We start from the raw sequence: 26,592 nt of genomic DNA on the forward strand, positions 1-26,592 counted from the left end.
TCTAAATAAATTTGAGAAGAAAAGTTTTGCCTTTTTTGCCGACAACAAAGATTGACAATTGTTGCTGAAAATGAAAGGGTATTTTATAAACATTGTCAACAAGTTTTTAACAATTATGCAATCTCGCAAAAAAGTGCTACTTTTTTTATGAGATTCTTACTATATTGAATATCAAATTATTATAAATCAAAAAAAATCAAACTTTAGACTAAAATTTCATCGCTTCAATTCACCTTAAAACCCCTTATTTTACACTTGCTGATACCTTATTACAGAACCTCGATAAAACCTAATTTTCACTAATTACTGAAACATAAGTTTTGAATATTTTGGATATAAAATTTCGTAAAATCAAAATATTTAACACCCTTTTTTTTATTTTTTTTCTAAAAAATATTTTGAAAAATTAATTTTTAGTTCACAAAAAAAATGAAGCTTTTGAGGCTTCATTTTTTTTTAAATATTAAGATATTGTATTTTATTTTTTCTTATAAAGTTTCGGCTACTTTTTCTAATTCCGCATACCAATCTTCACCAAACTTTCTAATTAAAGCTTCTTTTACAAATTTATAAACTGGCACACCCAATTCTTCACCAAGCTCACAGGCATCGTCACAAATTTGCCATTTATGATAATTTACAGCAGAAAACTCAGAATAATCTTGAACCCTTACCGGGTATAAATGACAAGAAACAGGCTTTTTCCAATCAATCTCACCTTGATTATAAGCCTCCTCAATAGCACAAAGTGCCACATTTTTGTCATCAAAAATAACATAAGCACAATCAGCTCCATTAATTAATGGCGTTTCCAAATCACCATCTTCCGATGTTGTATAAGTTCCTTGCGCCTGAATAGCATCAATACCTTCCTGACGTAAAAAAGGTTTCACCTTAGGATAGATTGCCTCCATGATTTTAATTTCGTCTTCCTCTAAAGGAGCTCCAGCATCGCCATCGATACAACAAGCGCCCTTACACGCCGAAAGGTTACACAAGAAATCTTTTTTTACTATTTCTTCAGAAATAATTGTTTTACCTAGTTGAAACATATTATATTTTACGTTATAAAGTGCAAAAATAGTTAATCTTAAATTGAAATTAATTAATTTAATAATCTACTTTTGCCGAAAAATTGAGATTTCTCAGTTTAACCAGATTTTACTAAGAAAAACGTAAACAATTTTACGATTTATTAAATTATAAAAAAGACATGCAATTTAATTTTAAAGAAATATTTACAGCCTTTATGGTATTATTCGCAGTAATCGATATTATAGGTAACATTCCTATTGTTATAGATTTGCGCAAAAAAGTAGGACATATACAAAGCGAAAAAGCCTCTATAATTGCCGGGGTTATCCTTATTGTTTTTCTGTTTTTAGGAAAAAGTATTTTAAACCTTATTGGTATTGATGTAAACTCGTTTGCTGTTGCAGGTGCTTTTATCCTATTTTTCATTGCTTTGGAAATGATACTTGGCATTACACTTTATAAACAAGAGGAAGAAGCCTCGATGACGACAGCAGTATTTCCACTGGCATTTCCGCTCATTGCAGGACCTGGTAGTTTAACCACTTTATTATCTTTAAGAGCAGAATTTAGAACAGAAAACATTATTGTTGCTGTTTTAATGAATGTTATCATTATTTTTATCGTTTTAAAAACATCTGCTAAAATAGAAAGTATAATTGGCCAAAATGGTATTAATATTATACGTAAAATATTTGGTGTTATTTTATTAGCCATTGCTGTAAAATTATTTGCACATAATATCAAAGCTCTATTTGAAGTAATATAACCTTATATAGTATGAAAATTTTATCTATAGTTTTAAGCATTATCGCATTAGGACTTATTATTTTTAATTTTACTCAAATAAATTTCGACAATCCTTTTAAAGGACAAAGCATGATTGCTATTATTACTATAGTAGCATCACTTTGCGCCATATTATTGATGTTAATTTTGGGAGTTTCGAAAAAGATTGAGCAAAAAGTAAAAGACCACAAATAGTATGTACGATGCTTTAATTATTGGCGGTGGTGCAGCAGGCTTATCTTGTGCTTTAATTTTAGGTTCTGCCCAAAACAAGGCATTTGCGCAGGATAAACAAATTGCAATTATCACCCACCAAAAAACATCGCACCTACAAACCGCATTGTTTAATAATGTTTTAGGTTTAGCACCGGGCACTACTGGAGAATCTATTTTAGATGAAGGAAAAAGCCAACTCGCTTCCCTCTACCCACATGTTGAGCAAATAGATCATGAAAAGGTTTTAAAAATTTTAAAACAAACCAATGGCTTTGAGATTATTACTAATAAAAGCACCTATAAATCTAAAATTGTAGTTATTGCAGTTGGTTACACAAGTTTAATAAATATAGAAGGTTTAGAACAATACATTAAACCACACCCAAGAGCAGCCGTAGAAAAAGATAGAATTTGGTTAAAAAACACAGATCATTTAATTGAAGAAAATTTATATGTTGCCGGTACTTTAGCAGGATGGCGTAGTCAATTTGCTATCGCTTCTGGAAGTGGTGCACATGTGGCTACAGATATTTTAACACTTTGGAATGGTGGCAAACATGTAAAAGTGCATGATAAAAAGATATAACAACATCATTATTGTTGTAAAATAAAAAAGCTCTGATAAATTATCAGAGCTTTTTTTTATGCCATATTTTTAGAACGCATAGCGCTGCGGTCCTCCTCGTCTAATTTCTTCACTACAATGTGCCTCGAACTTCTTAAAGTTTTCACGAAAAGCATTCGTGAGTTTAAAAGCTGTTTTGTAATATGCTTCATCATCATTCCAAGTTGCTCTCGGACTTAAAACCTTCGTTGGTACTCCAGGACACTCTCTTGGTTGTGCCACACCAAACACCGAATGAATATGGTATTTATCATAAGAATACAGTCCTAAATCTCCATTTAAAACCGCATTAATCATAGCGCGTGTATACTTAAGCTTCATACGGGTTCCAACCCCATAAGGACCACCAGTCCAGCCTGTGTTTACTAACCAAACATTGACATTAGCATCAATCATTTTTTCACTTAACATTTCGGCATATTTCGAAGGATGCAAAGGCATAAATGGCGCCCCAAAACAAGCAGAAAATGATGGTGTAGGCTCTACAACACCCGCTTCTGTACCGGCAACTTTAGCCGTATATCCAGAAATAAAGTGATAAGCCGCCTGACTTGGCGTAAGCTTAGAAATTGGAGGCAAAACTCCAAAAGCATCAGCCGTTAAAAAGAAAATATTTTTCGGATTCTTCCCTATAGATGGTTTTCTAATATTTTCAATATGATCTATTGGATAACTTACCCGTGTATTTTGAGTTATAGATGTATCAGCAAAGTTAACATGCCCGTTTTCATCTAAAATAACATTTTCTAAAATCGCTCCTTTCTTAATAGCAGAAAATATCTCAGGTTCATGATCCTTATCTAAATTAATAACTTTAGCATAACAACCACCTTCAAAATTAAATACCGAGTTTTCTTCGGTCCAACCATGCTCATCATCTCCAATTAAACTTCTATTCGGATCGGTAGAAAGCGTTGTTTTTCCCGTTCCGGAAAGCCCAAAGAAAATAGCCGTATCCCCATCTTTACCCACATTAGCACTGCAGTGCATTGGCAGGGTGTTTTTAAATACAGGTAAAATGAAGTTTAGTGCAGAAAATATACCTTTTTTAATTTCTCCCGTATAACCCGTACCACCAATTAACGCTATTTTTTTTGTAAAGTTTAAAATAGCAAAATTATGTTGTCGTGTTCCATCTTTGTCAGGAACTGCCATAAAACTTGGTGCATTTACAATAGTCCATTCTGGAGTAAAATTTTCTAACTCAGCTTCAGTTGGGCGTAAAAACATATTATAAGCAAATTGATTGCTCCAAGGAAACTCATTGATAACTCTAATATTCAATTTATAATTTTCATCTGCGCAAGCATAACTATCACGAACAAAAAGGGTTTTACCCGAAAGATAATCTACAACCTTATCATATAATTTATCAAACTTATCTGTATCGAAGGGTATATTGACATCGCCCCACCATATTCTATCTTTTGTAATATCATCTTTTACAATAAACCGATCTTTTGGAGAACGCCCTGTAAATTCTCCTGTATTAACTACTAAAGCACCTGAAGAAGCCTCTACAGCTTGTCCATTTTCAATAGCAATATCATGTAACTCTTCTGGTGATAATTGATAATGAACTTTGGCATTTTTTATGCCATAAGTTTCTAACTCAAACGTTTTCGTAAATTGTGCGTAATTACTCATATTTCGATGTTAAATTAATTATCCCGTAAATTTAAAACAAATAAATCGAATTTTCTTTAAATTAAATTCAAAATTAGTTTTGTTTTTTTAAGAAATCAATAAACACAAGCACCCAAGCCACTATTAAAAGTAGTCCACCAATAGGTGTAATTACACCAATGGTTTTAAAATCGAAACTGGTTAATACATTGGTTGACAAACCATAAATAGACCCTGAAAAGAAGAGCACCCCAACCACTACTAAATAAAATATTTTGGTTTTAGATTTTACAGAAATATAAGTTGTGCTTCCAACAAATAAAAGAAACAAAGCATGATACATTTGGTAACGCACACCCGTTTCAAAAGTTTGTACAGATTCTGAAGAAATTAAAGCCTTTAAACCATGCGCCCCAAAAGCCCCTAAAATAATACTTGTAACACCTAAAATAGCCGCTGTTAATAAAATAGTTCTGTTCATATCCTTAAAAATCGTTTAAATATTCATTAAATTAGTAAAGTCGAAACCACCTTTTACCTACAATCGACTACCAAACAAAACTACTCAACTAAACTCAAAATGCGAAAAATTTTAATCATTGGTTCAGGAAAATCTACTTCTTATCTTCTAAAATATTTATTAGATAAATCTGAAGAAGAAAACTTATTTATCACCATAGGAGATTTACATATTGAACACGCCCAAAAATTAACAAACGGCCATAAAAAAGCAAATGTTATAAAGCTCGATGTTTTTGATGAAAGCTCAAGAAAAACAGCCATTCAAAATGCCGACATTGTGATATCTATGCTTCCTGCGCGCTTCCATATTGAAGTAGCGAAAGACTGCGTTTTCTATGGAAAAAATATGGTTACAGCATCTTACATAAGCCCAGAAATGCAAAATCTAAACCAAGAAGCCATAGAAAAAGGTGTGATTTTAATGAATGAAATTGGTGTAGACCCTGGCATAGACCACATGAGCGCCATGCAAGTTATAGACAAAATTAGAGACGATGGTGGAGAAATAATACTTTTTGAATCTTTTACTGGCGGACTTGTAGCACCAGAAAGTGATAATAATTTATGGAATTACAAATTCACCTGGAACCCAAGAAATGTAGTAACAGCAGGCCAAGGCGGCGCCGCAAAGTTTTTACAAGAAGGTACATATAAATACATTCCGTATAATCGATTATTTAGAAGAACTGAATTTTTAGATATTGAAAATTTTGGCCGCTTTGAAGTTTACGCCAACCGAGACTCTTTGAAATACCAAACCATTTACGGACTTCAAAACACGAAAACACTTTACCGAGGCACCATGCGCCGTGTTGGATTTAGCAAAGCATGGCACATATTTGTAACGTTAGGCATGACTGATGATAGCTACACTATAGATGATAGTGAAAATATGAGCTATCGCGATTTTGTAAATGCCTTTTTGCCATACAGCCCAACAGATTCCGTAGAACTTAAACTGCGCTATCAACTTAAAATTGATCAAGATGATATTGTTTGGAACAAACTTATCGAACTCGATATTTTCAACCCAAACAAAAAGGTTAACTTAAAAAAAGCAACGCCTGCACAAATACTACAAAAAATACTAATGGACAGCTGGACCTTATCTCAAAAGGATAAAGACATGATTGTTATGTATCATAAATTTGGTTACGAAAAGGCAGGAAAACAATATCAAATAGACTCCAACATGGTAACTATTGGCCAAGATCAAACCTATACAGCCATGGCAAAAACAGTTGGGTTACCTGTTGCTATTGCTACACTTGCTATTTTAAATAAAGCTATTACAACACCTGGAGTACAACTACCAATTAACAAAGAAGTTTACACTCCTATTTTAAAAGAGTTGCAAAATTTCGGAATTACCTTTAAAGAAAAAGAAGTACCATATTTAGGCTACAACCCATTAAATCATTAAACTTTTCAAGTATATAAAATACTTAGTTTAAGTTTCTTCTTTCTATAAAAAACTGTTTCATAAGCGCCGAAGCTTCTTCTGCTAAAACACCTCCTTTTATAGTTGTTTTGGGGTGAAGCTTAGTGTTTAAGTTAATACAACCACGCTCCATATCTCGAGCACCATACACAATATTAGAAATCTGACTCCAATACAAAGCACCGCCACACATTTGGCAAGGCTCTAGCGTAACATACAAAGTACACTTTTGTAAATACTTACCTCCTAAAAAATTTGCAGCTGCAGTAATGGCCTGCATTTCCGCATGTGCTGTAACATCGTTCAGAGTCTCAGTTAAATTATGTCCGCGAGCAATAATTTTATTATCAATAACAATTACAGCTCCAACAGGAATTTCACCACTTTTATAAGCAGCCTCAGCTTCCTGAAGTGCTTTTTTCATAAAATATGTATCATCAAAAGGTTGTATCATAAAAGCAAAAATACAATTTGAAATCATTTATTTAAGCTTCGGCAAGAAAATTGATAACAATAATTAACACACTAAGTTCATCTAGATTTATTAAAATTCAAAATCTGTTTTAATATGAAAAAATTCTACTCCATTTCTACCCCTAAACCTTGCCACGAGAATTGGAACAATATGATTCCCGAAGAAAAAGGTCGATTTTGCAACTCTTGTTCTAAAACCGTTATCGATTTTACTAAAATGGATACTATGGAAATTCAGGATTTTATTAATCAAAACAAAGAGAATAATATCTGTGGGCATTTTAGACAAACACAACTAGATAGTATTAATCTGCATATTCCATCGCATGTTTTAACACAAAGACAAAGCTTTAACCACATATTTTTATGGACGCTACTCATTGTTATGGGAACCACTTTAATGAATTGCACCAATAAAAACGGTGCCAAACAAAAAATTGACAGTATTGAAATTGTAGACTCTATATCCAGTAAAACTATCGATGCTTTAGAAGCGTTACCAAAAACAACTAAAGAAGACTCCATCACGAAAAAATCATGCAGTACAATTTCAGAAAAACTAAAAATTACAGATGGATTAATAATTACCGACACTCTTGGCGAGCCAGCAATATTAGAAACTACTCCACCGGTACTAGAACCGATAATCATTCCTGATCTAAAAGAAATAGAGCCTGTTATTATGGGTGATCTTATAACAGAACTCCCAATCACAATCGGTTTTCTTACAATAGAATCTCCACCAGAATTCGAAAACACACCAAAAAGCCTCACAATTAAAGAAAAAAGAGACTATTTTTCTGAGCGCATCTCAAAAATAGTTACTAAAAATTTCGACACTTCAATTTGCCCAGAATTGAGAGGTAAACAAAAAGTTTCTGTTCAATTTATAATAAACGAACACGGTAAGGTCGCTAACATTAAAGCAAGAGCCCCACACCCTAGCCTAGAGAAAGAAGCAGAACGTGTTATTAACCTTTTACCACAATTTACTCCAGCAAAACAAGCAAACAGGCCTACAAGTATAGTTTACAACCTTCCAATTGTTTTCACTGTAGAAGAATAATAAAAATCATGTACTTTTGCGACGTGAAAAGCAAATTTTTAAACCACATAAACTCCCCCAAAGAACTTCGTCTTTTAAACCAAAAAGACTTACCTCAACTTGCGCGAGAATTACGTGAGTTTATTATTGATATTGTTGCAACCAAAGAAGGACATCTAGGCGCCAGCTTAGGCGTAGTTGAATTGACTATTGCATTACACTATGTTTTTAACACACCAGACGATCAACTTATTTGGGATGTTGGCCACCAAGCCTATGGTCATAAAATTTTAACCGAACGTCGTGAAAATTTTCATACCAACAGACAATTAAACGGCATTAGCGGCTTCCCTAAACGCAGCGAAAGTGTTTACGACACTTTTGGAGTTGGGCATGCTTCTACATCTATTTCGGCCGCTTTAGGCATGGCAATTGCCTCAAAACTAAAAGGCGATTTTAAAAAACAACATATTGCCGTAATTGGTGATGCGAGTATTGCTGGTGGCATGGCATTCGAAGGATTAAATCACGCTGGGGTTACCGACGCTAATCTACTTGTTATTTTAAATGATAATGCTATTGGAATCGACCCAAGCGTCGGCGCACTAAAACAATACTTAACCAATGTTAAAAAAGGCACGCAAAAACAAGATAATATTTTTGAAGCTTTAAACTTTAACTATTCTGGACCGATAGACGGACACAATTTACCCGCGTTAATTGCAGAATTAGAACGTTTAAAAACTGTTAAAGGCCCTAAGTTTTTACACGTAATAACAACTAAAGGCAAAGGCTTAAAGCAAGCAGAAGAAGACCAAGTAAAATATCATGCACCAGGAAAATTTAATGCCAAAACTGGCGATTTAAATATAAAAACACCTATCGTTGAGCCTCCTAAATATCAAGATGTTTTTGGGCACACTATTGTAGAATTAGCTAAAACAAACAAAAGCATAGTAGGCATTACACCTGCCATGCCAACGGGAAGTTCTTTAAAATACATGATGAACGAAATGCCCGACCGTGCTTTCGATGTTGGTATTGCCGAACAGCATGCTGTTACCTTAGCCGCTGGTATGGCAACACAAGGCTTAGTGGTGTTCTGTAATATCTACTCAACGTTTTTACAACGCGCTTACGATCAAATAATTCATGATGTGGCCATACAGAAACTCCCAGTTATTTTCTGCCTAGATCGCTCTGGTTTGGTTGGTGAAGATGGGGCTACGCATCATGGTGTTTTCGATTTATCGTACTTAAGATGCATTCCCGATTTAATAATTTTTGCACCAAGAAATGAAATCGAATTGCGTAACATTATGTACACCGCACAATTAGGTTTAGAGTTTCCTATTGCCATAAGATATCCAAGAGGTCGAGGTTTAACTATAGCTTGGAAACAACCTTTTTCTAAAATAGAAATTGGCAAAGCTACAGAATTAAAAAAAGGTAAAAACCTAGCAATTTTAAGTATTGGTAGTATTTCTAAAAATGTAAGTGAAGCAATTGAACATCTCAATGTTTCTCATTTTGACATGCGTTTTGTAAAACCCCTAGACGCTAAACTATTACATAGCATTTTTAAAAGTAACACCACCATTATCACTATTGAAGATCATGCTATTACCGGCGGTTTTGGATCGGCTATTTTAGAGTTTGCAGCACAACACAATTACAAAAACACCATTAAAACCTTAGGCATACCCGATCAATTTATGGATCATGGCAAGGTTGACGAGTTATTCAAATTAATTAACTTAGATGTTAATAGCTTAACCCAGTACTTCAGTGAATTTGCTTAATATTTCCATCCTATTTTATAAATATTGATACCTATCAATTAAAAAATGAACTGTTTCGGTTTCTGAGAGATAAGTAATCATAAAAATTTCGCTATTTTTAGACTGCACCCCGTAAACCACAAAACACTAACCTGCAAAACTTTACAGGTTCAAAAAAGAAACAGCCATGACCAATCAAAGAATTTTAGCAATTATAGGTACCGGACCGAGAGGTGGATATGCCTTAGAAAATTTAATTAAGGAACTCATAAAAGCAAATGGCTTATCAAACATACATATATTACTTTTTGAAGAAACAGGGCTTTTTGGTAATGGTCAAGTTTACAAAACGGACCAAGTACCGAGCAATTGGATCAATATAAATGAAAGAATCCTGAATTTAGAGAAGCGTGAAGCTATTAACATAGATAAAATTAAAATCCCCGCATTTCCATCTTACCATCAATGGGCTAATAAAGATTTTAACAAAATAACCAAAGCAGAAGCAGATACTTATCCGCCACGCGCACAGGTTGGCGAGTATTTAAATCAAAGGTTTCAAACATTAGCAAATCCGCTTTTAACAGCCAACATCATTTCATTACTAAAAGAAGAAGTAACCGAAGTAGAAATTACCAATAAAATAGCATTAAAAACAAATACAAACATATATAAAAACATAGAAGAGGTATTACTAACCATTGGCCACCAACCTACTACTCTATCAAAACAAATTAAGGAATGGAAAGCTTTTGCTTCAGGAAAATCAAATATCAATTTATTTCAATCCCCTTACCCTATTGCTCAGTTTTTAAACTGCAAAAACATAACCTATAACAGTAAAATCGGTGTTCGCGGATTTGGATTAGCTATGATTGATGTTGTTAGAGGTATCGCTAACAAATTTGGAGATTTCATTATAACAGATGAAAACACCAAAGCATGCCACTATAAAACAGATTATAAAATTACCAATTTATTTATTCCCTTTTCTTTAGACGGTTTACCTCCTGCTCCAAAACCTTTAAACGCAGAAATAGACGACTGGTTTAAACCAACTAACAAACAGATCTCCGACTTTGAAAATATTATAAAAAACACCTCAGCTCAAAAAGAAGCAAATAGTCCTTTATTTTTAATTCAGGCCATTGCTCCTATTGTTGCTAAAATATATCAAAAACTTCCACAGCAATATCTTCCTGAATTACCGAAGAAAGACATTGAAACTATTACAGAAAAATGGTTACTAGACCAAACACACCAACACCCAACTATTATCCCGCAAAAACAACCCGCAAACCAGAGTATGCAAGACTATATTGGTATGGCAACAGGCAAAAAAGCAATTAGTTTAGATTATTGTATTGGTCAGGTTTGGAGACATTGCCAACCCTCTATTTATGATAAACTCTCTTTTAATTCATGTTCTGATAAAGTGTTTTCTGAAATTATTAAATTAGATGAAAGCACTAAACGTTATTCTTACGGACCACCAGTAGAAAGTATTCAACAAATGCTTGCCTTACATAAAGCTTGCGTAATGACTTTAGACTATACAAACAATCCTGAATTCGAGTTAACAAACAATGGCTGGAAAATTCTTGAAAACCAAAAAGCAATAACTGCAGATATTATGATTGATTCTGTTCTAGATGCTCCAAAAATAAACGCAGTGAACTCACCTATTGTAAAAAACATGCTTGCCAACGATTTAATAGAAGCTGTGCATGACGAGCTGGGCGTTGCCACTGACGAGAATGCCTATGTAATTTCCAACAATCCCGATAATAAACCATCGATAGCATTACTTGGAAGACTAGCCAAAGGCACAGTTATTGGAGTAGATGCTATTTTAGAATGCTTTGGCAGAAGAGCAAAAAAATGGGCGAAAAAAGCAACAGAACATCATGTAAATTGGCTAAAAACCATTAATTTAGAAGAGACCCCCTAAAGACCCATTTTACATAAACCTTTAAACAAAGCCATCAAAAGTTAAGTAGAAGTTTCGTATATTCACAATACATCATAGTTTAAGAATAAAAAGAAGAAATGGACAAAATTCAAAAAAATTAATAACCTTTGCTTTTTATTTTAAATAATATCATAAAAACCTAGTGTAGTAGCTAGATGATATTCAAATGAGAAATCTAATATGCACTAAATGAGAAATCCGTATGTTTTCACTTGATATTCGAACCCTTTATTTATGCTGCACACTAATTAATATTCTCAATATAGTATTAATTAGTTCGTTACACATTCAAGTAAAAAAACGATTTCCTGGCACTTTTTTAATCCTGATTAACTTCTGTTTAGGCGCCACGGGAAATGTGTTGGTGTTTTTTCGTGGCTATATTCCAGACTGGGCCTCTATACCCTTAGCGAATGTTTTACTTATTTCCTCATTAATTGGTTTATTAATGGGCTTAGAACAATTTCTTGACAAAAAAGGAAGTCATATCCACAATTACATTTTAACATCTATTTTTCTTATTATACACTCTTATTACACCTTTATAGAGCCAGATTTAAATGCTAGAAATATAAACATAGCCTTTGCCTACGTTATCATTAGTTTTCAAATTATCTATTTAATGTTTCGAAGAACCCCAATAGCAATGCGAAAAATTACACGCTCTATTGGTTACCTTTTTTGCGCTGTTTTTATAATTCAAGTGCTTCACATTATTTACAATGTGCAAAAAGAAGATGTTGTATCAGATTATTTTAAATCCTCAACCATAGAGTCTTTATTTCTTTCAAGCTGGATTATCATTACCGTTCTCATGCCTTATACTATTACTTTAATGTATAATAAGCGCCTAATTATAAACATAAACAAACAGGAAGAAAAGTTCTCGAAAGCCTTCCATGCTGCTCCTTTTGTAATAACCCTATCAAAATTTAGCGATGGCAAAATTTTTGAAGTTAATAAAAGCGTAGAAGCTATTTCAGATTATAAAATAGAAGATATAATAGGCATGAACTCTGCCGAACTAAACTTATGGGGCCAGAAAAGTGATCGTCAAAAATTCTTAACAAGCCTAAGTTCTAACGGTTTTGTAAAGGAAAACGAATATATATTTCGAAAAAAATCAGGTGAATTATTTCCAGGATCAATGACCGCACAGGTTATTAACATTAATAATGAAGATTGCATTATTTCGGTAATAAACGATATTAGTAATAGAAAAAAAGCAGAATTAAACTTAAGAAACAGCGAAGCTACCTTAAGAGAATTAAACTCTACAAAAGATAAATTCTTTTCGATAATTGCACACGATTTACGCACGCCTTTTAACGGCATTATGGGCTTTAGCCAAATACTACGCGACCAAATTAAAGAGAATAATTACGAAGATATTGATGAATACGCCGAAATTATCTATACCTCATCAGAGCATGCCATGGCTTTACTATCTAACCTTATGGAATGGTCGAGATCGCAATCTGGACAAATGAAATTTAACCCAGAGTATATTGATTTAATCGCTTTAATACAAAACACCTTAGGTTTACTAAAAACCTCTTCGGAACAAAAACAAATACACATTAATCTTGACGCAGCCGCTAACATTATTGTGTACGCCGATAAAGAAATGATCGAAACAGTACTCCGAAACATTATTTCTAACGCCATAAAATTCACACCTAAAAAAGGTGTTATTAATATACAGACGAAAGAAATGGAGAGCGAGCACCTTATATCCGTAATAGATAGCGGTGTTGGAATTTCTAAAGATGATCTCGAAAAACTGTTTCATCTCGACAAATCGCATACTACAGCTGGCACAAACGATGAAAGCGGAACAGGCCTAGGATTAATACTTTGTAAAGATTTTATTGATTACCATAAAGGAAAAATTTGGGCAGAAAGTGAAGTTGGTGTAGGCACCAATATGAGATTTTGTCTGCCAAAAATAAATCCTTTAATAAATTAAAAAAACAGCAAGTATCATGCTTACTAACTTATATGAGCTATAAGAAATCGCTCCTATAGTTTAGAAAAATAATAGAAGTCCATTATCGTTTTACAAATTACATTTTTAGTATTTTCGTCTTTATGAATAAAATTGATATTCGCACTGTAGATGTTACGCAATATGTGCATCCATTAAGAGAAGGTGGCTCACTTCCGGCTATAGTTAAGGCTGATGATGGCTTTCTATACGTATTAAAATTTAGAGGTGCCGGACAAGGAAAAAAAGCATTAATTGCTGAGTTTATTGGTGGAGAAATAGCACGTGCCATCGGCTTAAAAGTCCCTGAATTAGTTTTTATGAATTTAGACGACTCGTTTAGCAAAACCGAACCAGACGAAGAAATTCAAGACTTACTTAAATTTAGTGTAGGCTTAAATTTAGGCTTACATTTTTTATCGAGCGCTATTACTTACGACCCTTTGGTGAGCACGACAGATAGCTTAACAGCTTCTAAAGTGGTGCTTTTGGATAGTATTATTAGCAATATTGATAGAACTGCAAAGAACACCAATTTACTGCAATGGAATAAGGAACTTTGGGTGATAGATAATGGTGCTAGTTTTTATTTTCATCACGATTGGAAAAATTGGGAGAACCATTTAACCAGAACATTTCCGTTGATAAAAGACCATGTGCTTTTACAAAAAGCGACACGTTTAAAAGAAGCTGCGGTAGAAATTAAAAATTTGCTAAGTGCTGCTAAAATTGCAGAAATAATATCTAATATACCTGAAGATTGGCTTATAAGCGAATCGGATAGCATGAGTAGCGACGATATGAGAGCAGCTTATATCGAGTTTATAAATTCGAGATATTCTAAGATTGATTTACTAGTTAAAGAAGCTGAAGATGCAAGATAGATATACATTTGAGTACGCCGTTATTAGAGTTGTACCTAAGGTAGAGCGTGAAGAATTCTTTAATGTTGGAGTTATTCTTTTTTCGAAGCGTAAAAAATTTCTTGGTATAAAATATTATATAAACCCAGATAAACTAAAAGCGTTTTCTCCGGAAGTAGAATTGGATTTATTTAATAATTATTTAAAAGCTTGGGAGCTCGTTTGCGCCGGAAACCCAAAAGGAGGCAGAATAGAACAAATGGAACTATCGGATAGGTTTAGGTGGTTAACAGCTTGTAGAAGCACCATTATTCAAAGTTCTAAAACACACTCTGGATTGTGCAATGATCCTGAAAAAATGCTAGAAGATATTTTTAATAGCCATGTGCTATAAATAAGCAAACTCACAAAAACTCATTTAGAAAAACTAGCCTTCGCTAGTGCTCGCGTTAGGGATTGAACGGCCTGTTTGAAATCCTTTTTGTTTTTTCGAAAAAACAAAAAGATTGAGTAGTAAAAGCCCGACCCTTTTCGGGTAACGCCCAAAATATTTTAAAATCCTAGTATAGCTTTCGCGATAAGAAAATAGATAAGTATACCAAAAATATCGTTACTTGTAGTGATAAATGGCCCTGTGGCAATAGCGGGATCGACACCACGTTTATCTAAAATAATAGGCACAAACGTACCGATTAAAGCCGCCATAATAATAACAGTAATTAGCGCGATACCAATAGTCATTGATACAAGATACGAGGTTTTAAAGCCAAAGTGACTGATAAGCAAAACAATGAGAGCAATGGCAACACCATTTACTAAACCTAACGAAAACTCTTTAAGCAAACGTTTTAATAATTTACCTTTTATGGTATTGTTTGCTAGACCTTGAACTACAATTGCTGAAGATTGCACACCAACGTTTCCAGCAGTTGCCTGTATAAGCGGTATGAACAACAACAACTCGGTATATTTAAGCATAGCTCCCGTAAAACCACTAATAATACTTGCGGCTCCAAGCCCTCCAAACATACCAATAAGTAGCCAAGGTAGGCGAGCTTTGGTGAGTTCCCAAACACTATCATCGGCCTCTACGTCTTGTGAGATACCGGCAGCTAATTGATAATCTTTTTCTGCTTCTTCTTTTATAACATCTACAATATCATCAATAGTGATACGACCTAAAAGAATTTGTTTTCCATCGACTACAGGAATGGCTTCTAAATCGTACTTTGCCATAACTTGTGCAACAACTTCTACATCGTCGTGCACGTTTACAGAATCTACACTAGAGATATAAATATCGGCGATTTTTTGTTCGTTTTTTGCAACAATAAGGTCTTTTAAAGATAAACGCCCTACAAGTTTACCTTGCTTATTTACAACATAAACGGAGTGTACACGGGTAACCTCTTCGGCCTGACCGCGAATACGACGTAAACACCCTGCAACCGTCCAGGTATCATAAACCTTTACAAGCTCTTTTGCCATAAGTCCACCAGCGGTATCCTCATCGTAGGCTAAAAGTTCATTAATTTCGGCTTTATGCTCTTCGTCTACAATTTGAGAAATTACTTCTTGCTGGCGCGATTCTGGCAGTTCTGCAATAATATCGGCAGCATCATCAGTATCTAGTTCTTCAATTTCTTCGGCAATTTCTTTAGCAGAAAGATTTCTTAGTACTTTTTCTCGATTGTCCTCATCGAGCTCCATTAAAATATCTGAAGTTGTTTCGGAATCTAACAACTTTATAACATACATCGCCTCCTCTAGATCTATTTCATCTAAAATTTCGGCAATATCCGCGTGGTGAAACTCGTCTAAAAGCACCTTAAGTTCCTTATCGTTTTTCTCTGCGATAAGCAGCTCAACTTGTTCGATGAGTTCCTTAGTTAATTGAAACTGTATGTTTTCCGTTTCTTCAGACAAATGAAAAAATTTAAAAGGTTCTACTTGTCGTTTTCCAGCAATTGCGTAAGCTCTAAAAAGGAGGCTACACTTAATTGCTCGGGACGTTGGCCAAATATACTATTTGCTTTTAAATTATCAGACAAATCGAATGTTTTTAAACTGTTACGAAGTGTTTTTCTACGTTGTTGAAAAGCTGTTTTAACAACCTTAAAGAACATTTTTTCGTCGCATGGCAGCGAGTAATTTTCTTTACGCGTTAACCTTAACACACCAGAGTCTACCTTTGGTGGCGGATTAAACACATCTGGTGGTACGGTAAATAAATATTCGGCATGATAAAATGCTTGTACCAAAACAGAAAGAATACCATAAACCTTAGATCCTTCTTTAGAACAGATACGCGCCGCAACTTCTTTTTGGAACATACCAGAAAATTCAGGTATTTGATCTCGCATTTCTAAAGTTTTAAAAACGATCTGTGTTGAAATATTATACGGAAAATTACCAATGATAGCAAAGGGTTCGCCGTTTAAACTTTCATTTAAATCGTATTTTAAAAAATCTTTTTCTATAATTCGAGGCGCCAAGTTTAAGTAATTGGCTTGTAAATACTCTACCGATTCGGTATCGATTTCTACAACATACGTGGTAACTGGCTTTTTAAGCAAGTATTTAGTAAGCACGCCCATTCCTGGCCCTATTTCTAGAACGGTTTTATAATTATTTAGCGTTAAGCTATCGGCTATTTTTTCGGCAACTGTTTCATCATTTAAAAAATGCTGCCCCAGGTGTTTTTTAGCTCTTACTTGATTATTATTTGATTTGTATGCCACGAAATAGAATGTTTTAAGGAAAACACGAAGATATGAAACTTAAAAACAATACTTCTGCCATGATTGAAGTATTGTTTTTACGGGTATAATATTGTTTCTTAGTATCAAGAAATGTAATGTTTCTCAAACCACTTAGACTAAGACCGTATGCAGCAAACATTCACAGAATTTTCGACTAATGCCATTTTAAAAATTGGAGACGAATCGCTTTTAAGTATTTATAAAGAATCTACCCAAGCAGCACTATATACCTTTATTAGAACGCACGATACCAAAGCCGAAATTATTGTAGATAGCATACCTTATACTATAGAAGCTGGAAGTTTGCTTGTACTTACACCTGTACAATACATTCAATTTGTAAAAGGAGAAAACTTAGTAGTTTATCAATTTAACCAGGAGTTTTATTGCATTAAAGATTACGACCAAGAAGTAAGCTGCGCTGGTTTGTTATTTTTTGGCAATGTACATGTGCCTTTAATTGGTCTAAGTACCGAAGAAGCTCACAAATTCTCGATACTTCATGAAGTTTTTATGGATGAATTTGATACTAAAGACAGCATACAAGCCGAAATGTTACGCATGCTTATGGCACGCTTCATTATAATAAGTACGCGTTTACTAAAAGCAAAAGAAGGTTTTGTTGAAACTACAAAAAACACCAAAATAGAATTGCTTCGTGAATTTAACATGCTGGTAGAAACACATTTTAAAGCCGAGCATAGCGTATCTTATTATGCCGATAAACTTTTTAAATCTCCAAAAACATTATCCAACACGTTTTCTAAACTTAATACAAGTCCTTTACAAATTATTCACGATCGTATTATTCTAGAAGCAAAACGCTTATTAATCTATACCGATAAAACGGCTAAGGAAATAGCATACGAAGTTGGCTTTGAAGACGCCTCTCATTTAAGTCGATTATTTAAAAAAAACACCTCTTTTTCTCCTTCAGACTTCAAAAAACAGCTTAAAACTACGGTTTAGGGAAAAATCGACAACTCTTCGGGTAATCTATCCATTCTACAGCACCTCTTATTGCTTCATCTTTGCACTGTATAACAAAAACATCAAAGACATGAAAACTAAAAACATATCCATTTTCAATTTAATTGAAATATTTAGAAGTAACAAGAAAGTAGCGTTAAAGACTATTAGTCCTAAAACACATTGTGAGCAAAATCATTTATCTGATTTTTATTGCGATGCTGAAAAACCATACATCTCTTTCTAATTCAACACAAAAAATAGCAAAGGGCAAAATTGACATGTCAAAAGGAAAAACCTACATGGTTTAACTCTTAAAACCGTCGCACCTTTGTACCAAGATAATCAAACACAAAAAATAATAATAAAATTTAAAAATATGAGCACATTTAATGTATTAACAAGAGAAGAAGTAAGCGAAAATAACCAAGCTATTTTTGATAACTTAAAAAAAGCAGTTGGTTTTGTACCAAACTTATATGCAGCTTATGCATACAGTGATACTGCATTAGAAAACTACTTAGGCTTCGCCAATGCAAAAACATCTTTATCTGCTAAAGAAAAAGAAGTTGTAAACTTAGCAGTAAGCGAAGTAAACAATTGTATTTATTGCCTATCTGCACATACAGCTATTGGTAAAATGAATGGTTTTACAGACGAGCAAATTTTAGAATTAAGAGCAGGACATTCTTCTGTAAACGATAAACTTAATGCTTTAGCCGCACTAGCTAAAAACATTACAGAAAACCGTGGAAGAACAGACGCGGCAGTTTTAGAAAACTATTTTAACGCTGGTTACACCAAAGCAAACTTAATTGATACTATATCGCTGGTTGGTGATAAAACAATATCTAACTACGTACACAGCACAACCCAAGTACCAGTAGATTTTCCGGTAGCACAACCACTTGCAGAAACAGTAGCATAATTAAAACTCATAACCTTCAGGTTTCTAACATAAACAATTATTAACAACGCTTTATAAAAATAGAAGCACAATTAAATTTAAAGATGAAAAAAGTAGTAGCAATTTTAGTATTCGTATTAGCATTTGTAGTAAACTCTAATGCACAAGATGTAAAAACAGTATCTCTAGAACAAACTAAAGGAGAATTTACACAAAAGAACTTAACGATTAGTGAAGGTTCTTATATTTTCGAAATCGCAAACAACCATTCTGGTGTAGATGTTGGTTTTGTATTAATTCAAAAAGGAAAAGATGCAGCCAACCCAGAAAACCACATTAAAACAGCTTACGTAACACAAGTAGTTGCAGAAGGAAAAACAGAGAAATCTAATGTAACAACTTTAGAAAAGGGTGAGTACGTATACTTTTGCCCACTAAACAAAACACCTCAGTACACTTTAACTGTGGAGTAATTAATAGTGTTTTTTATTTGTTGTAAAAAGGCAGCCTTATTCCGGCTGCCTTTTTTTTGTACTTATATTTTAGCAGAAAAAAAAACCGTCTAAATATTTCTACCTAAACGATCTCTTGATGCTAAAAAACTAATATTATCTCGATTAAAGAGTGACTAATTCAAATAAATAATTGTTTAGTTTTTGTAGCGTATTAATTTTATCACTAGAGTCTATTAATAGTGAAATATTGTTATTACTACCACCATAAGAAATCATTCTAATTTTTACATCTTGTAAAATCTGAAAAAGCTTAAAAGTATCTTGATGATTAACAACAGTATGCCCAACTAAACAAACAATACTTTGGTTTTTATCGACCTCAATAGATGCTATTTTATCTAGCTCAACCAAAATTTTATCTAAATTTTTATCATCATCAATAGTTAAAGACACAGCCACCTCAGAGGTTGTAATCATATCAATTGATGTTTGATAAGTTTCAAAAATTTCAAATACCTTTTTTAAGAATCCGTGTGCTTGTAACATACGAGCCGATTTAATTTTAATGGCTGTAATATTATCTTTAGCTGCAATAGCTTTTATTCCAGTTTCAGATGTTTTACTAGAAATTAAAGTACCATGCGCCTCTGGATTCATGGTGTTTTTTAATCGTACAGGAATACTATCTGCTCTAACAGGAGTAACAGTTTGTGGGTGTAGAATTTTTGCTCCAAAATAAGCTAACTCTGCAGCCTCATCAAAAGATAAGTCCGAAATAGGATGCGTATTTTCAACATACCTAGGATCGTTATTATGCATTCCATCAATATCGGTCCAAATTTGTACTTCTTCAGCTTTTATAGCCGCACCAATAATGGTTGCAGTATAATCACTTCCGCCACGTTGCAGGTTAGAAATAGCTCCAGAATCATCTAAACAAATAAATCCTTGAGTAATATAAATATCTGCTGGTCCGGCATTATTTAAAACAACCTCTAAATGCTCTTTTATATAATTAATGTCTGGCTCTTTGAAACTATCAATTTTCATAAAATCTAAAGCCGGCAATAACACAGAGCTTACACCTTCTTGCTTTAAAAAACTATTAAACATAAAAGTCGACATTAATTCGCCTTGCGCAACAATTTGATTGTTTAGCAACTCCGAAGACTTCTTATAAGTACACTCTACCAAAAAGTTAAAAACCTCAGATACATATGCTTTTGTTTCTGCATTTAAACTTTCATTTTGAAGTAACGTATCAATAACTTCAAAATAAGTTTCGTGAAGTTTATTTATTTTATCTACAGCTTCATTCGCCGTGTTATTTTCAATATCACTTGCAATAGCAACCAATTGGTTTGTAGTTCCAGACATTGCCGAAAGCACAACAACCTTTTTAGCACCATCGTTGATAATACTTTTAACATTAAGCATATTCTCAACCGACCCGACCGAAGTCCCTCCAAATTTTAAAACTTTCATATGGATAATACTTTTATTTAGTTTATTTCTTAAGCAAAACTAAAACTCTTAAGACCAATAATAGCATTTTTTAAAAAATATGTTTATTTTTGCACAAATTGTTAAATAGTTAACATGAAGACTGTATCTAACTGTGTAGAAGACATTTTAATTTCGCAACCTTATTTGGAGGAAGCGCTTTCTAGAAACATTATTAATTTTAGTGCATTAGCGCTAGAACTTACCGAACCTATTAGTAAAATGCTAAAAAAGGATGTTAAAGCAGGAGCGATTATGATGGCCTTACGCCGTTATAACCCACCAATTACTTTAACAAATTCGGTTAAAATGAAACGCGTAATCCAAAACTTAGGCGATATTACAGTTCGCTCTAATTTAACAGATTACACAGTCAAAAATTCTGAAACCCTTATTGACAATCACGCAAAAATTCTTGCGCGCATCAATCAAGAGTCTAAATTATTTTACACCTTTACTAGAGGTATTCACGAAAGCAACATTATTATCTCTAGCAGTTTAAACGATTTTATAAAAGACTCCCTTAAATTAGAATCTTTTATTGCCGTGCAAGAAGGCCTTTCTGCCATTAGCATTAACTTACCACAAGACAACTCTAAAATCGCAGGGCTTTACTACCACTTCTTCAAACGATTAGCCTGGGAAGGCATTGTACTTTACGAAGTAATTTCTACCACCAACGAGTTTACTATTTTAGTTGAAGATGAATATGTAGACCAAGCCTTTGCCGCCATAAAACGAGTGAAATCTTAATTTTTAAATCTTAAATGATAGAGTATCTTTGCCCGAGATATTGAAATCATGATATTACAACATAAAGGCATTAACATATTTTATACCGACCAAGGTAAAGGCAGCGCAGTAGTTTTACTTCACGGTTTTTTAGAAAACATTTCCATGTGGGATGAACTCACACCTATTCTTTCTAAAAAAAACAGAGTTATTTGTATTGATCTATTAGGGCACGGAAAAACAGACTGTTTAGGCTACGTACACACCATGGAACTTATGGCCGAAGCTGTTACTGCAGTTTTAAAACACTTAAAAATTCGTCGATCTACATTTGTTGGCCATTCTATGGGCGGCTATGTAGCGCTCGCTTTCGCGGAAGAAAATCCAGACGCGTTAAAAGGTTTATGCTTAATGAATTCTACAGCCAGTGCCGACACACCAGAAAAACAGCAAAATAGAGATCGTGCTATTTTAGCCGTAAAGCAAAACCATAAAAGCTTTATAAGGATGGCTATTGTAAATTTGTTTAGACCAAAGAACAGAACCTTATATGCTGATAAAATAAAAAAAATAAGAAAAGACGCTCAAGAAACTCCCCTTCAAGGTATTGTAGCCGCTTTAGAAGGCATGAAAATTAGGAACGATCGTGAAGCTCTTCTCCACTTTACTCCGTTTAAGAAAATGTTAGTAGCAGGAAAAAAAGATCCTGTTTTACACTACGATACTCTTGCAGAACAAACACAAAACACAGAGGTTAAATTAGTTACACTTCCGGACGGACACATGTCGCACATCGAGAATAAAGACGAACTTCTGTTAAATTTAACGCATTTCATCGAAAAAATATAGCTTTTCGTCGTGTTTATTTTTTATTTTTACTATATTCACAAAGTAAAAATCAACCCAAATGAATAACACACCCTACAAACCAGCCCTTTTACCTAAAATGTACTGCGGCGTTTTTGGCCACAATTTTAAGGTATCTAAAAAAGTAACCTACCACGTAAGTGAATATACGTGCTCACATTGTAAAAAGCAATTAACCACGAGTAGCAACGGCGCTCTAATAGAGCTAACTCCAAAATTTAAAGAAATAAACAACATTTTGGAACGCATACACACCAGCCGCAAAAACCGCAACAGTAAAAGCGAAATACTGATTGAAAACCTATAACCCCAAAAATCATGTTTTACTACAACCTTCCATCAACATTAATGCGTCCGCACCGCAAAGAAGTGCTTCAATTAATAAAACGCATTGTTTTAGATTACAGCCTAAAGAATAATTAATCGAAGTTTTTCCAACCTTGAGCTATTAAAGGAATTCGAGTGTTTGAGCGCGTTACTAAATGTACACCTTCATTCTCATCCTTCATGTGCCCAATAATACTTAAGTGTGGATTTGCTTTAATTTTAGTAAAATCGTCTTGCGAAATAGTAAAAAGCAATTCGTAATCTTCACCTCCGTTTAAAGCAACGGTTGTGCTATCGATATCAAACTCCTCACAAACTGTAATTACAGTAGGATCTAGCGGAATTTTTTCTTCATATAAATCGCACCCAACCTTACTACTCTTACAAATATGTAAAATTTCTGAAGATAAGCCATCACTAACATCAACCATAGCTGTAGGTTTAACACCTAAATCTTTAAGTAACTTAGCAACATCTTTTCTGGCTTCAGGCTTTAACTGACGCTCAATAATATAAGTATAAGCCTCTAAATCTGGCTGACTATTTGGATTCACTTTATAAACCTCCTTTTCCCGCTCCAAAACTTGCAACCCCATATAAGCCGCTCCTAAATCTCCAGTAACAACTAACAAATCGCCCGGTTTTGCAGTACTTCTATAAACCTCATCACCTTTAACAACCTGCCCTATCGCTGTTACAGAAATTAACAAACCCGTGGTAGACGATGTAGTATCTCCACCAACGACATCAATATTATAAATTTTTGCAGCAGTTTCAATACCAGCATACAACTCCTCTACAGCTTCTAAAGGAAAACGATTAGAAACCGCAATCGACACCGTTATTTGAGTAGCCTCAGCATTCATGGCGTAAACATCAGATAGATTAACAACAACAGCTTTATAACCTAAATGCTTTAAAGGCATATAGCTTAAATCGAAATGTACATTTTCCACCAACAAATCGGTCGTCACTACTATGTTTTTATCGTCAAAATCTAAAACAGCGGCATCGTCCCCAATTCCTTTTACAGTGGAGCTATGTGAAATTTCGAAATTTTTAGTTAAATGCTCAATAAGTGCAAATTCACCTAAAGTGCTTAATGGCGTACGTTGTTGATTTTTATCTTCTATCATGCTGCAAAAATAAGAAGCTAATTTCGTTTTTAATAGAAAAACAAGAGCAAACCTTTTAGAATTACAAATATTAATTCAAGAACCTCTTGCAAAATAAACATTCCATAGTCACCAAAGCTAATCAACTCAATTAGAGCAAAACGCTAAAGCTCAATTGATTTCTTCAAATTAAAAGTACACCAGATTGACCATCCATCGATTTTTTCTCTTTAACGAACTAAATAAAAATGCATTTCATCGATTAATAATAATATTTCATCGATAATTTCGTCAATTTGCTTAAATTCGTAATCCCAAATACTATCAACTTATGGAACATAATTTACCTCTAAATATGTTTTGCGCCTCTTTTGGCCATAACTATTTTCTTATTGAACGTACAAGCTTTGAGATGTCTCAACTTATATGTAAATCTTGCGGTGCACAATTTAATTACAACACCAATGGTGATATTGTAAAAGCAAAAATGAATTACACCAATTTAGACGAGATTATAAAAATTTTACGACCAAGTTAATCTTTAAAATTTTCATTTTTATTCATACTAAATTCAACTTGCATATTTCAAAAAAACGAATGAATTTCATATCAATTCTGCAATAGATTCATTTAAAAATCAGAACAATATGTAACCAAAAGCTAGTTCATAAAAAAAACCTATCAAGCTATATGCTAATATAATGTTAGGTTCTATGGAAATCCATGACTTATATTGTATATTTGCACTCTATTTAGAGCAAATCTAAATTCAAAAAATATGATAAAAGTTTCTGAAACAGCTAAAAAGAAAGTTATCGAACTTATGACAGACGATGGCTATAATCCTACCGAAGATTTTGTTCGTGTTGGGGTAAAAAGTGGTGGTTGTTCTGGCTTATCCTACGATTTAAAGTTTGATAAAGAAAATCAAGAAGACGATAAAGTTTTTATTGACAATGGTGTAAAAATCATTGTTGACAAAAAGAGTTTCTTGTATTTAATAGGCACTACCCTTGAATATTCAGGAGGATTAAACGGCACAGGCTTCGTTTTTAATAATCCTAACGCAAACCGTACTTGCGGTTGTGGCGAATCGTTTTCATTATAAAAAAATAAGAAAAGAATTATGTCGAAGTATACCGAGGATGATTTACGCGAAGAGCTAAAAACCAAAGAATACGAATACGGATTTTTTACCGATATAGAATCTGAAACATTCCCGATTGGTTTAAATGAAGATATTGTGCGCGCTATTTCTAAAAAGAAAGATGAGCCACAATGGATGACCGATTGGAGATTAGAAGCATTTAAAGTTTGGAAAGAAATGGCAGAGCCAGAATGGGCGAATGTTAGATATACAAAACCAGATTTTCAAGCTATAGCCTATTATTCGGCTCCAACTTCTGTAGACCCTAACAAAACGTTAGATGATGTAGATCCTGATTTACTTGCTATGTACAAGAAATTAGGTATTTCTGTAGATGAACAGAAAAAAATGAACAATGTTGCTATGGATATTGTTGTAGATTCCGTTTCGGTTGCTACAACTTTCAAGAAAACATTAGGAGAAAAAGGAATTATTTTTATGAGTATTTCTGAGGCTATCAAAGAGCATCCAGAACTTGTAAAAAAACATCTAGGAACCGTTGTTCCTACTAAAGACAATTTTTATGCAGCTTTAAACTCTGCTGTTTTTAGTGATGGCTCTTTCTGCTATATTCCAAAAGGTGTTAGATGTCCAATGGAATTATCTACATACTTTAGAATTAATCAAGCAGGAACAGGACAATTTGAAAGAACTTTAGTAATTGCCGACGAAGGTAGTTATGTAAGTTACCTAGAAGGTTGTACTGCACCTAGCCGTGATGAAAACCAATTGCACGCAGCCGTTGTAGAGCTTATTGCTTTAGACGATGCTGAAATAAAATACTCAACCGTACAAAACTGGTTCCCTGGTAATGCAGAAGGAAAAGGTGGTGTTTACAACTTTGTAACTAAAAGAGGTTTATGCGAGAAAAACGCTAAAATATCTTGGACACAAGTTGAAACCGGTTCGGCTGTAACATGGAAATATCCTTCTTGTATATTAAAAGGAGATAATTCTGTAGGTGAGTTTTACTCTATCGCAGTGACCAATAATTATCAACAAGCCGATACAGGTACGAAGATGATTCATATTGGTAAAAACACAAAATCTACCATTATTTCCAAAGGAATATCTGCAGGTAAATCGCAAAACAGTTACCGTGGTTTAGTACAAATTGGCTCTAGAGCTGATAATGCACGTAACTTTTCGCAATGTGATAGTTTACTAATGGGTAATGAATGTGGAGCACACACCTTCCCATATATTGAAGCTAAAAACAAAACAGCCAAAGTAGAACACGAAGCTACAACAAGTAAAATTGGTGAAGACCAAATTTTTTACTGTAACCAACGTGGTATCGATACCGAAAAAGCAATTGCATTAATTGTAAACGGTTTTAGTAAAGAAGTATTAAACAAGCTACCAATGGAGTTTGCTGTTGAAGCTCAAAAATTATTAGAAATTAGTTTAGAAGGTTCTGTAGGATAACATCTAT

The 26,592-nt window shown here is 33.8% G+C and carries 28 protein-coding genes; 20 read left to right on the forward strand and 8 right to left on the reverse strand.

Translation table 11 applies throughout. The annotated features are described in order from the left end of the window. Positions 1-488: 488 nt before the first annotated feature. On the reverse strand, positions 489-1,052 hold the full coding sequence (locus tag BM246_RS09095; protein ID WP_074937347.1) for a DUF3109 family protein: 564 nt from the start codon (positions 1,050-1,052) through the stop codon (positions 489-491). Between the two features lie 161 nt (positions 1,053-1,213). Here BM246_RS09095 and BM246_RS09100 point away from each other — a divergent pair, with 161 nt between their 5' ends. Genes BM246_RS09100 through BM246_RS09110 form a run of 3 tightly spaced genes read left to right on the forward strand, consistent with a single transcriptional unit; the run spans position 1,214 to position 2,623 of the window. Then, complete coding sequence (locus BM246_RS09100; RefSeq protein ID WP_042497700.1) at positions 1,214-1,801, forward strand: MarC family protein; 588 nt, start codon at positions 1,214-1,216, stop codon at positions 1,799-1,801. Positions 1,802-1,812: 11 nt separating this feature from the next. Then, positions 1,813-2,016, forward strand: a complete 204-nt coding sequence (locus tag BM246_RS09105) for a hypothetical protein (protein ID WP_042504665.1) — start codon at positions 1,813-1,815, stop codon at positions 2,014-2,016. 1 nt (position 2,017) lies between these two features. Beyond that, positions 2,018-2,623 (forward strand): FAD-dependent oxidoreductase, encoded by a 606-nt coding sequence (locus BM246_RS09110; RefSeq protein ID WP_074937351.1) that lies wholly within the window; start codon positions 2,018-2,020, stop codon positions 2,621-2,623. A 69-nt stretch (positions 2,624-2,692) separates the two neighbouring features. On the opposite strand, the gene pckA is transcribed toward BM246_RS09110, so the two are convergent. Both pckA and BM246_RS09120 read right to left on the reverse strand, forming a co-directional pair. Then, positions 2,693-4,309, reverse strand: a complete 1,617-nt coding sequence (gene pckA / locus BM246_RS09115; RefSeq protein ID WP_074937353.1) for a phosphoenolpyruvate carboxykinase (ATP) — start codon at positions 4,307-4,309, stop codon at positions 2,693-2,695. A 73-nt stretch (positions 4,310-4,382) separates the two neighbouring features. Further along, the gene (locus BM246_RS09120; RefSeq protein WP_074937355.1) at positions 4,383-4,769 is read right to left on the reverse strand and encodes a DUF423 domain-containing protein; all 387 of its coding nucleotides are present in this window, start codon (positions 4,767-4,769) and stop codon (positions 4,383-4,385) included. A gap of 30 nt (positions 4,770-4,799) precedes the next feature. Between BM246_RS09120 and BM246_RS09125 the strand changes: the two genes are divergently transcribed. Continuing rightward, a complete protein-coding gene (locus BM246_RS09125) occupies positions 4,800-6,233 on the forward strand; it encodes a saccharopine dehydrogenase family protein (protein ID WP_262481200.1) in 1,434 nt (477 codons plus the stop codon). A 22-nt stretch (positions 6,234-6,255) separates the two neighbouring features. On the opposite strand, the gene BM246_RS09130 is transcribed toward BM246_RS09125, so the two are convergent. After that, positions 6,256-6,705 carry a nucleoside deaminase gene (locus BM246_RS09130; protein ID WP_042497806.1) on the reverse strand — a complete coding sequence of 150 codons (450 nt, stop codon included), beginning with the start codon at positions 6,703-6,705 and terminating at the stop codon, positions 6,256-6,258. A 114-nt stretch (positions 6,706-6,819) separates the two neighbouring features. On the opposite strand from BM246_RS09130, the gene BM246_RS09135 reads away from it, so the two are divergent. The 6 genes from BM246_RS09135 (at position 6,820) to BM246_RS09160 (ending at position 14,767) form a co-directional block, all read left to right on the forward strand. Continuing rightward, on the forward strand, positions 6,820-7,791 hold the full coding sequence (locus BM246_RS09135) for an energy transducer TonB (RefSeq protein ID WP_074937358.1): 972 nt from the start codon (positions 6,820-6,822) through the stop codon (positions 7,789-7,791). A gap of 8 nt (positions 7,792-7,799) precedes the next feature. After that, positions 7,800-9,572 carry a 1-deoxy-D-xylulose-5-phosphate synthase gene (gene dxs, locus BM246_RS09140; protein ID WP_074937359.1) on the forward strand — a complete coding sequence of 591 codons (1,773 nt, stop codon included), beginning with the start codon at positions 7,800-7,802 and terminating at the stop codon, positions 9,570-9,572. Positions 9,573-9,738: 166 nt separating this feature from the next. Continuing rightward, a complete protein-coding gene (locus tag BM246_RS09145; RefSeq protein ID WP_074937362.1) occupies positions 9,739-11,502 on the forward strand; it encodes an FAD/NAD(P)-binding protein in 1,764 nt (587 codons plus the stop codon). Between the two features lie 223 nt (positions 11,503-11,725). After that, positions 11,726-13,492 carry a PAS domain-containing sensor histidine kinase gene (locus BM246_RS09150; protein WP_083415748.1) on the forward strand — a complete coding sequence of 589 codons (1,767 nt, stop codon included), beginning with the start codon at positions 11,726-11,728 and terminating at the stop codon, positions 13,490-13,492. Between the two features lie 122 nt (positions 13,493-13,614). Beyond that, positions 13,615-14,394, forward strand: a complete 780-nt coding sequence (locus BM246_RS09155; protein WP_042504655.1) for a HipA family kinase — start codon at positions 13,615-13,617, stop codon at positions 14,392-14,394. Beyond that, positions 14,384-14,767 (forward strand): DUF3037 domain-containing protein, encoded by a 384-nt coding sequence (locus BM246_RS09160; protein ID WP_074937366.1) that lies wholly within the window; start codon positions 14,384-14,386, stop codon positions 14,765-14,767. The genes BM246_RS09155 and BM246_RS09160 overlap by 11 nt, the downstream gene beginning before the upstream one ends. Positions 14,768-14,925: 158 nt before the next feature. Here BM246_RS09160 and mgtE read toward each other — a convergent pair whose 3' ends face one another. Then, entirely contained in the window at positions 14,926-16,299 is a 1,374-nt protein-coding gene (mgtE, locus tag BM246_RS09165) for a magnesium transporter (protein ID WP_081958633.1), read from the reverse strand. Positions 16,300-16,319: 20 nt separating this feature from the next. Then, entirely contained in the window at positions 16,320-17,114 is a 795-nt protein-coding gene (rsmA, locus tag BM246_RS09170; RefSeq protein ID WP_074937368.1) for a 16S rRNA (adenine(1518)-N(6)/adenine(1519)-N(6))-dimethyltransferase RsmA, read from the reverse strand. A 147-nt stretch (positions 17,115-17,261) separates the two neighbouring features. Between rsmA and BM246_RS09175 the strand changes: the two genes are divergently transcribed. The 4 genes from BM246_RS09175 (at position 17,262) to BM246_RS09185 (ending at position 19,484) form a co-directional block, all read left to right on the forward strand. Next, entirely contained in the window at positions 17,262-18,104 is an 843-nt protein-coding gene (locus tag BM246_RS09175; RefSeq protein WP_074937371.1) for a helix-turn-helix domain-containing protein, read from the forward strand. A 91-nt stretch (positions 18,105-18,195) separates the two neighbouring features. Continuing rightward, complete coding sequence (locus BM246_RS19980; protein WP_159018980.1) at positions 18,196-18,351, forward strand: hypothetical protein; 156 nt, start codon at positions 18,196-18,198, stop codon at positions 18,349-18,351. 132 nt (positions 18,352-18,483) lie between these two features. Next, positions 18,484-19,032 carry a carboxymuconolactone decarboxylase family protein gene (locus BM246_RS09180; protein ID WP_042497813.1) on the forward strand — a complete coding sequence of 183 codons (549 nt, stop codon included), beginning with the start codon at positions 18,484-18,486 and terminating at the stop codon, positions 19,030-19,032. Positions 19,033-19,115: 83 nt separating this feature from the next. Beyond that, the gene (locus BM246_RS09185) at positions 19,116-19,484 is read left to right on the forward strand and encodes a cupredoxin domain-containing protein (protein WP_042504651.1); all 369 of its coding nucleotides are present in this window, start codon (positions 19,116-19,118) and stop codon (positions 19,482-19,484) included. Between the two features lie 144 nt (positions 19,485-19,628). Here the strand turns inward: BM246_RS09185 and BM246_RS09190 are convergent, their stop codons facing one another. After that, a complete protein-coding gene (locus BM246_RS09190; RefSeq protein WP_042497724.1) occupies positions 19,629-20,951 on the reverse strand; it encodes an aspartate kinase in 1,323 nt (440 codons plus the stop codon). A 114-nt stretch (positions 20,952-21,065) separates the two neighbouring features. Here BM246_RS09190 and BM246_RS09195 point away from each other — a divergent pair, with 114 nt between their 5' ends. The 3 genes from BM246_RS09195 to BM246_RS09205 are packed head-to-tail and all read left to right on the forward strand — an operon-like array spanning position 21,066 to position 22,875. Next, a complete protein-coding gene (locus tag BM246_RS09195) occupies positions 21,066-21,722 on the forward strand; it encodes a hypothetical protein (RefSeq protein WP_042497726.1) in 657 nt (218 codons plus the stop codon). A gap of 48 nt (positions 21,723-21,770) precedes the next feature. Then, positions 21,771-22,550, forward strand: a complete 780-nt coding sequence (locus tag BM246_RS09200) for an alpha/beta fold hydrolase (protein WP_074937373.1) — start codon at positions 21,771-21,773, stop codon at positions 22,548-22,550. Positions 22,551-22,608: 58 nt separating this feature from the next. Continuing rightward, positions 22,609-22,875 (forward strand): hypothetical protein, encoded by a 267-nt coding sequence (locus BM246_RS09205; protein ID WP_074937375.1) that lies wholly within the window; start codon positions 22,609-22,611, stop codon positions 22,873-22,875. Between the two features lie 112 nt (positions 22,876-22,987). Here BM246_RS09205 and thiL read toward each other — a convergent pair whose 3' ends face one another. After that, complete coding sequence (thiL, locus tag BM246_RS09210; RefSeq protein ID WP_074937376.1) at positions 22,988-24,031, reverse strand: thiamine-phosphate kinase; 1,044 nt, start codon at positions 24,029-24,031, stop codon at positions 22,988-22,990. Between the two features lie 310 nt (positions 24,032-24,341). Here thiL and BM246_RS09215 point away from each other — a divergent pair, with 310 nt between their 5' ends. The 3 genes from BM246_RS09215 (at position 24,342) to sufB (ending at position 26,585) form a co-directional block, all read left to right on the forward strand. After that, a complete protein-coding gene (locus tag BM246_RS09215) occupies positions 24,342-24,548 on the forward strand; it encodes a hypothetical protein (RefSeq protein WP_042497728.1) in 207 nt (68 codons plus the stop codon). A 240-nt stretch (positions 24,549-24,788) separates the two neighbouring features. After that, entirely contained in the window at positions 24,789-25,118 is a 330-nt protein-coding gene (locus BM246_RS09220; protein WP_074937377.1) for a HesB/IscA family protein, read from the forward strand. Between the two features lie 18 nt (positions 25,119-25,136). After that, positions 25,137-26,585, forward strand: a complete 1,449-nt coding sequence (sufB, locus tag BM246_RS09225) for a Fe-S cluster assembly protein SufB (RefSeq protein ID WP_074937380.1) — start codon at positions 25,137-25,139, stop codon at positions 26,583-26,585. Positions 26,586-26,592: the final 7 nt, after the last annotated feature.

The sequence above is a fragment of the Algibacter lectus genome, from assembly GCF_900112395.1.
Classification (GTDB): domain Bacteria; phylum Bacteroidota; class Bacteroidia; order Flavobacteriales; family Flavobacteriaceae; genus Algibacter; species Algibacter lectus.

Coding starts and splice junctions, on each gene's coding strand:
- BM246_RS09095 (WP_074937347.1), bottom strand. CDS start 1,052: ATGTTTCAACTAGGTAAAACAATTATTTCTGAAGAAATAGTAAAAAAA.
- BM246_RS09100 (WP_042497700.1), top strand. CDS start 1,214: ATGCAATTTAATTTTAAAGAAATATTTACAGCCTTTATGGTATTATTC.
- BM246_RS09105 (WP_042504665.1), top strand. CDS start 1,813: ATGAAAATTTTATCTATAGTTTTAAGCATTATCGCATTAGGACTTATT.
- BM246_RS09110 (WP_074937351.1), top strand. CDS start 2,018: ATGTACGATGCTTTAATTATTGGCGGTGGTGCAGCAGGCTTATCTTGT.
- pckA (WP_074937353.1), bottom strand. CDS start 4,309: ATGAGTAATTACGCACAATTTACGAAAACGTTTGAGTTAGAAACTTAT.
- BM246_RS09120 (WP_074937355.1), bottom strand. CDS start 4,769: ATGAACAGAACTATTTTATTAACAGCGGCTATTTTAGGTGTTACAAGT.
- BM246_RS09130 (WP_042497806.1), bottom strand. CDS start 6,705: ATGATACAACCTTTTGATGATACATATTTTATGAAAAAAGCACTTCAG.
- BM246_RS09135 (WP_074937358.1), top strand. CDS start 6,820: ATGAAAAAATTCTACTCCATTTCTACCCCTAAACCTTGCCACGAGAAT.
- dxs (WP_074937359.1), top strand. CDS start 7,800: ATGTACTTTTGCGACGTGAAAAGCAAATTTTTAAACCACATAAACTCC.
- BM246_RS09145 (WP_074937362.1), top strand. CDS start 9,739: ATGACCAATCAAAGAATTTTAGCAATTATAGGTACCGGACCGAGAGGT.
- BM246_RS09150 (WP_083415748.1), top strand. CDS start 11,726: ATGTTTTCACTTGATATTCGAACCCTTTATTTATGCTGCACACTAATT.
- BM246_RS09155 (WP_042504655.1), top strand. CDS start 13,615: ATGAATAAAATTGATATTCGCACTGTAGATGTTACGCAATATGTGCAT.
- BM246_RS09160 (WP_074937366.1), top strand. CDS start 14,384: ATGCAAGATAGATATACATTTGAGTACGCCGTTATTAGAGTTGTACCT.
- BM246_RS09175 (WP_074937371.1), top strand. CDS start 17,262: ATGCAGCAAACATTCACAGAATTTTCGACTAATGCCATTTTAAAAATT.
- BM246_RS19980 (WP_159018980.1), top strand. CDS start 18,196: ATGAAAACTAAAAACATATCCATTTTCAATTTAATTGAAATATTTAGA.
- BM246_RS09180 (WP_042497813.1), top strand. CDS start 18,484: ATGAGCACATTTAATGTATTAACAAGAGAAGAAGTAAGCGAAAATAAC.
- BM246_RS09185 (WP_042504651.1), top strand. CDS start 19,116: ATGAAAAAAGTAGTAGCAATTTTAGTATTCGTATTAGCATTTGTAGTA.
- BM246_RS09190 (WP_042497724.1), bottom strand. CDS start 20,951: ATGAAAGTTTTAAAATTTGGAGGGACTTCGGTCGGGTCGGTTGAGAAT.
- BM246_RS09195 (WP_042497726.1), top strand. CDS start 21,066: ATGAAGACTGTATCTAACTGTGTAGAAGACATTTTAATTTCGCAACCT.
- BM246_RS09200 (WP_074937373.1), top strand. CDS start 21,771: ATGATATTACAACATAAAGGCATTAACATATTTTATACCGACCAAGGT.
- BM246_RS09205 (WP_074937375.1), top strand. CDS start 22,609: ATGAATAACACACCCTACAAACCAGCCCTTTTACCTAAAATGTACTGC.
- thiL (WP_074937376.1), bottom strand. CDS start 24,031: ATGATAGAAGATAAAAATCAACAACGTACGCCATTAAGCACTTTAGGT.
- BM246_RS09215 (WP_042497728.1), top strand. CDS start 24,342: ATGGAACATAATTTACCTCTAAATATGTTTTGCGCCTCTTTTGGCCAT.
- BM246_RS09220 (WP_074937377.1), top strand. CDS start 24,789: ATGATAAAAGTTTCTGAAACAGCTAAAAAGAAAGTTATCGAACTTATG.
- sufB (WP_074937380.1), top strand. CDS start 25,137: ATGTCGAAGTATACCGAGGATGATTTACGCGAAGAGCTAAAAACCAAA.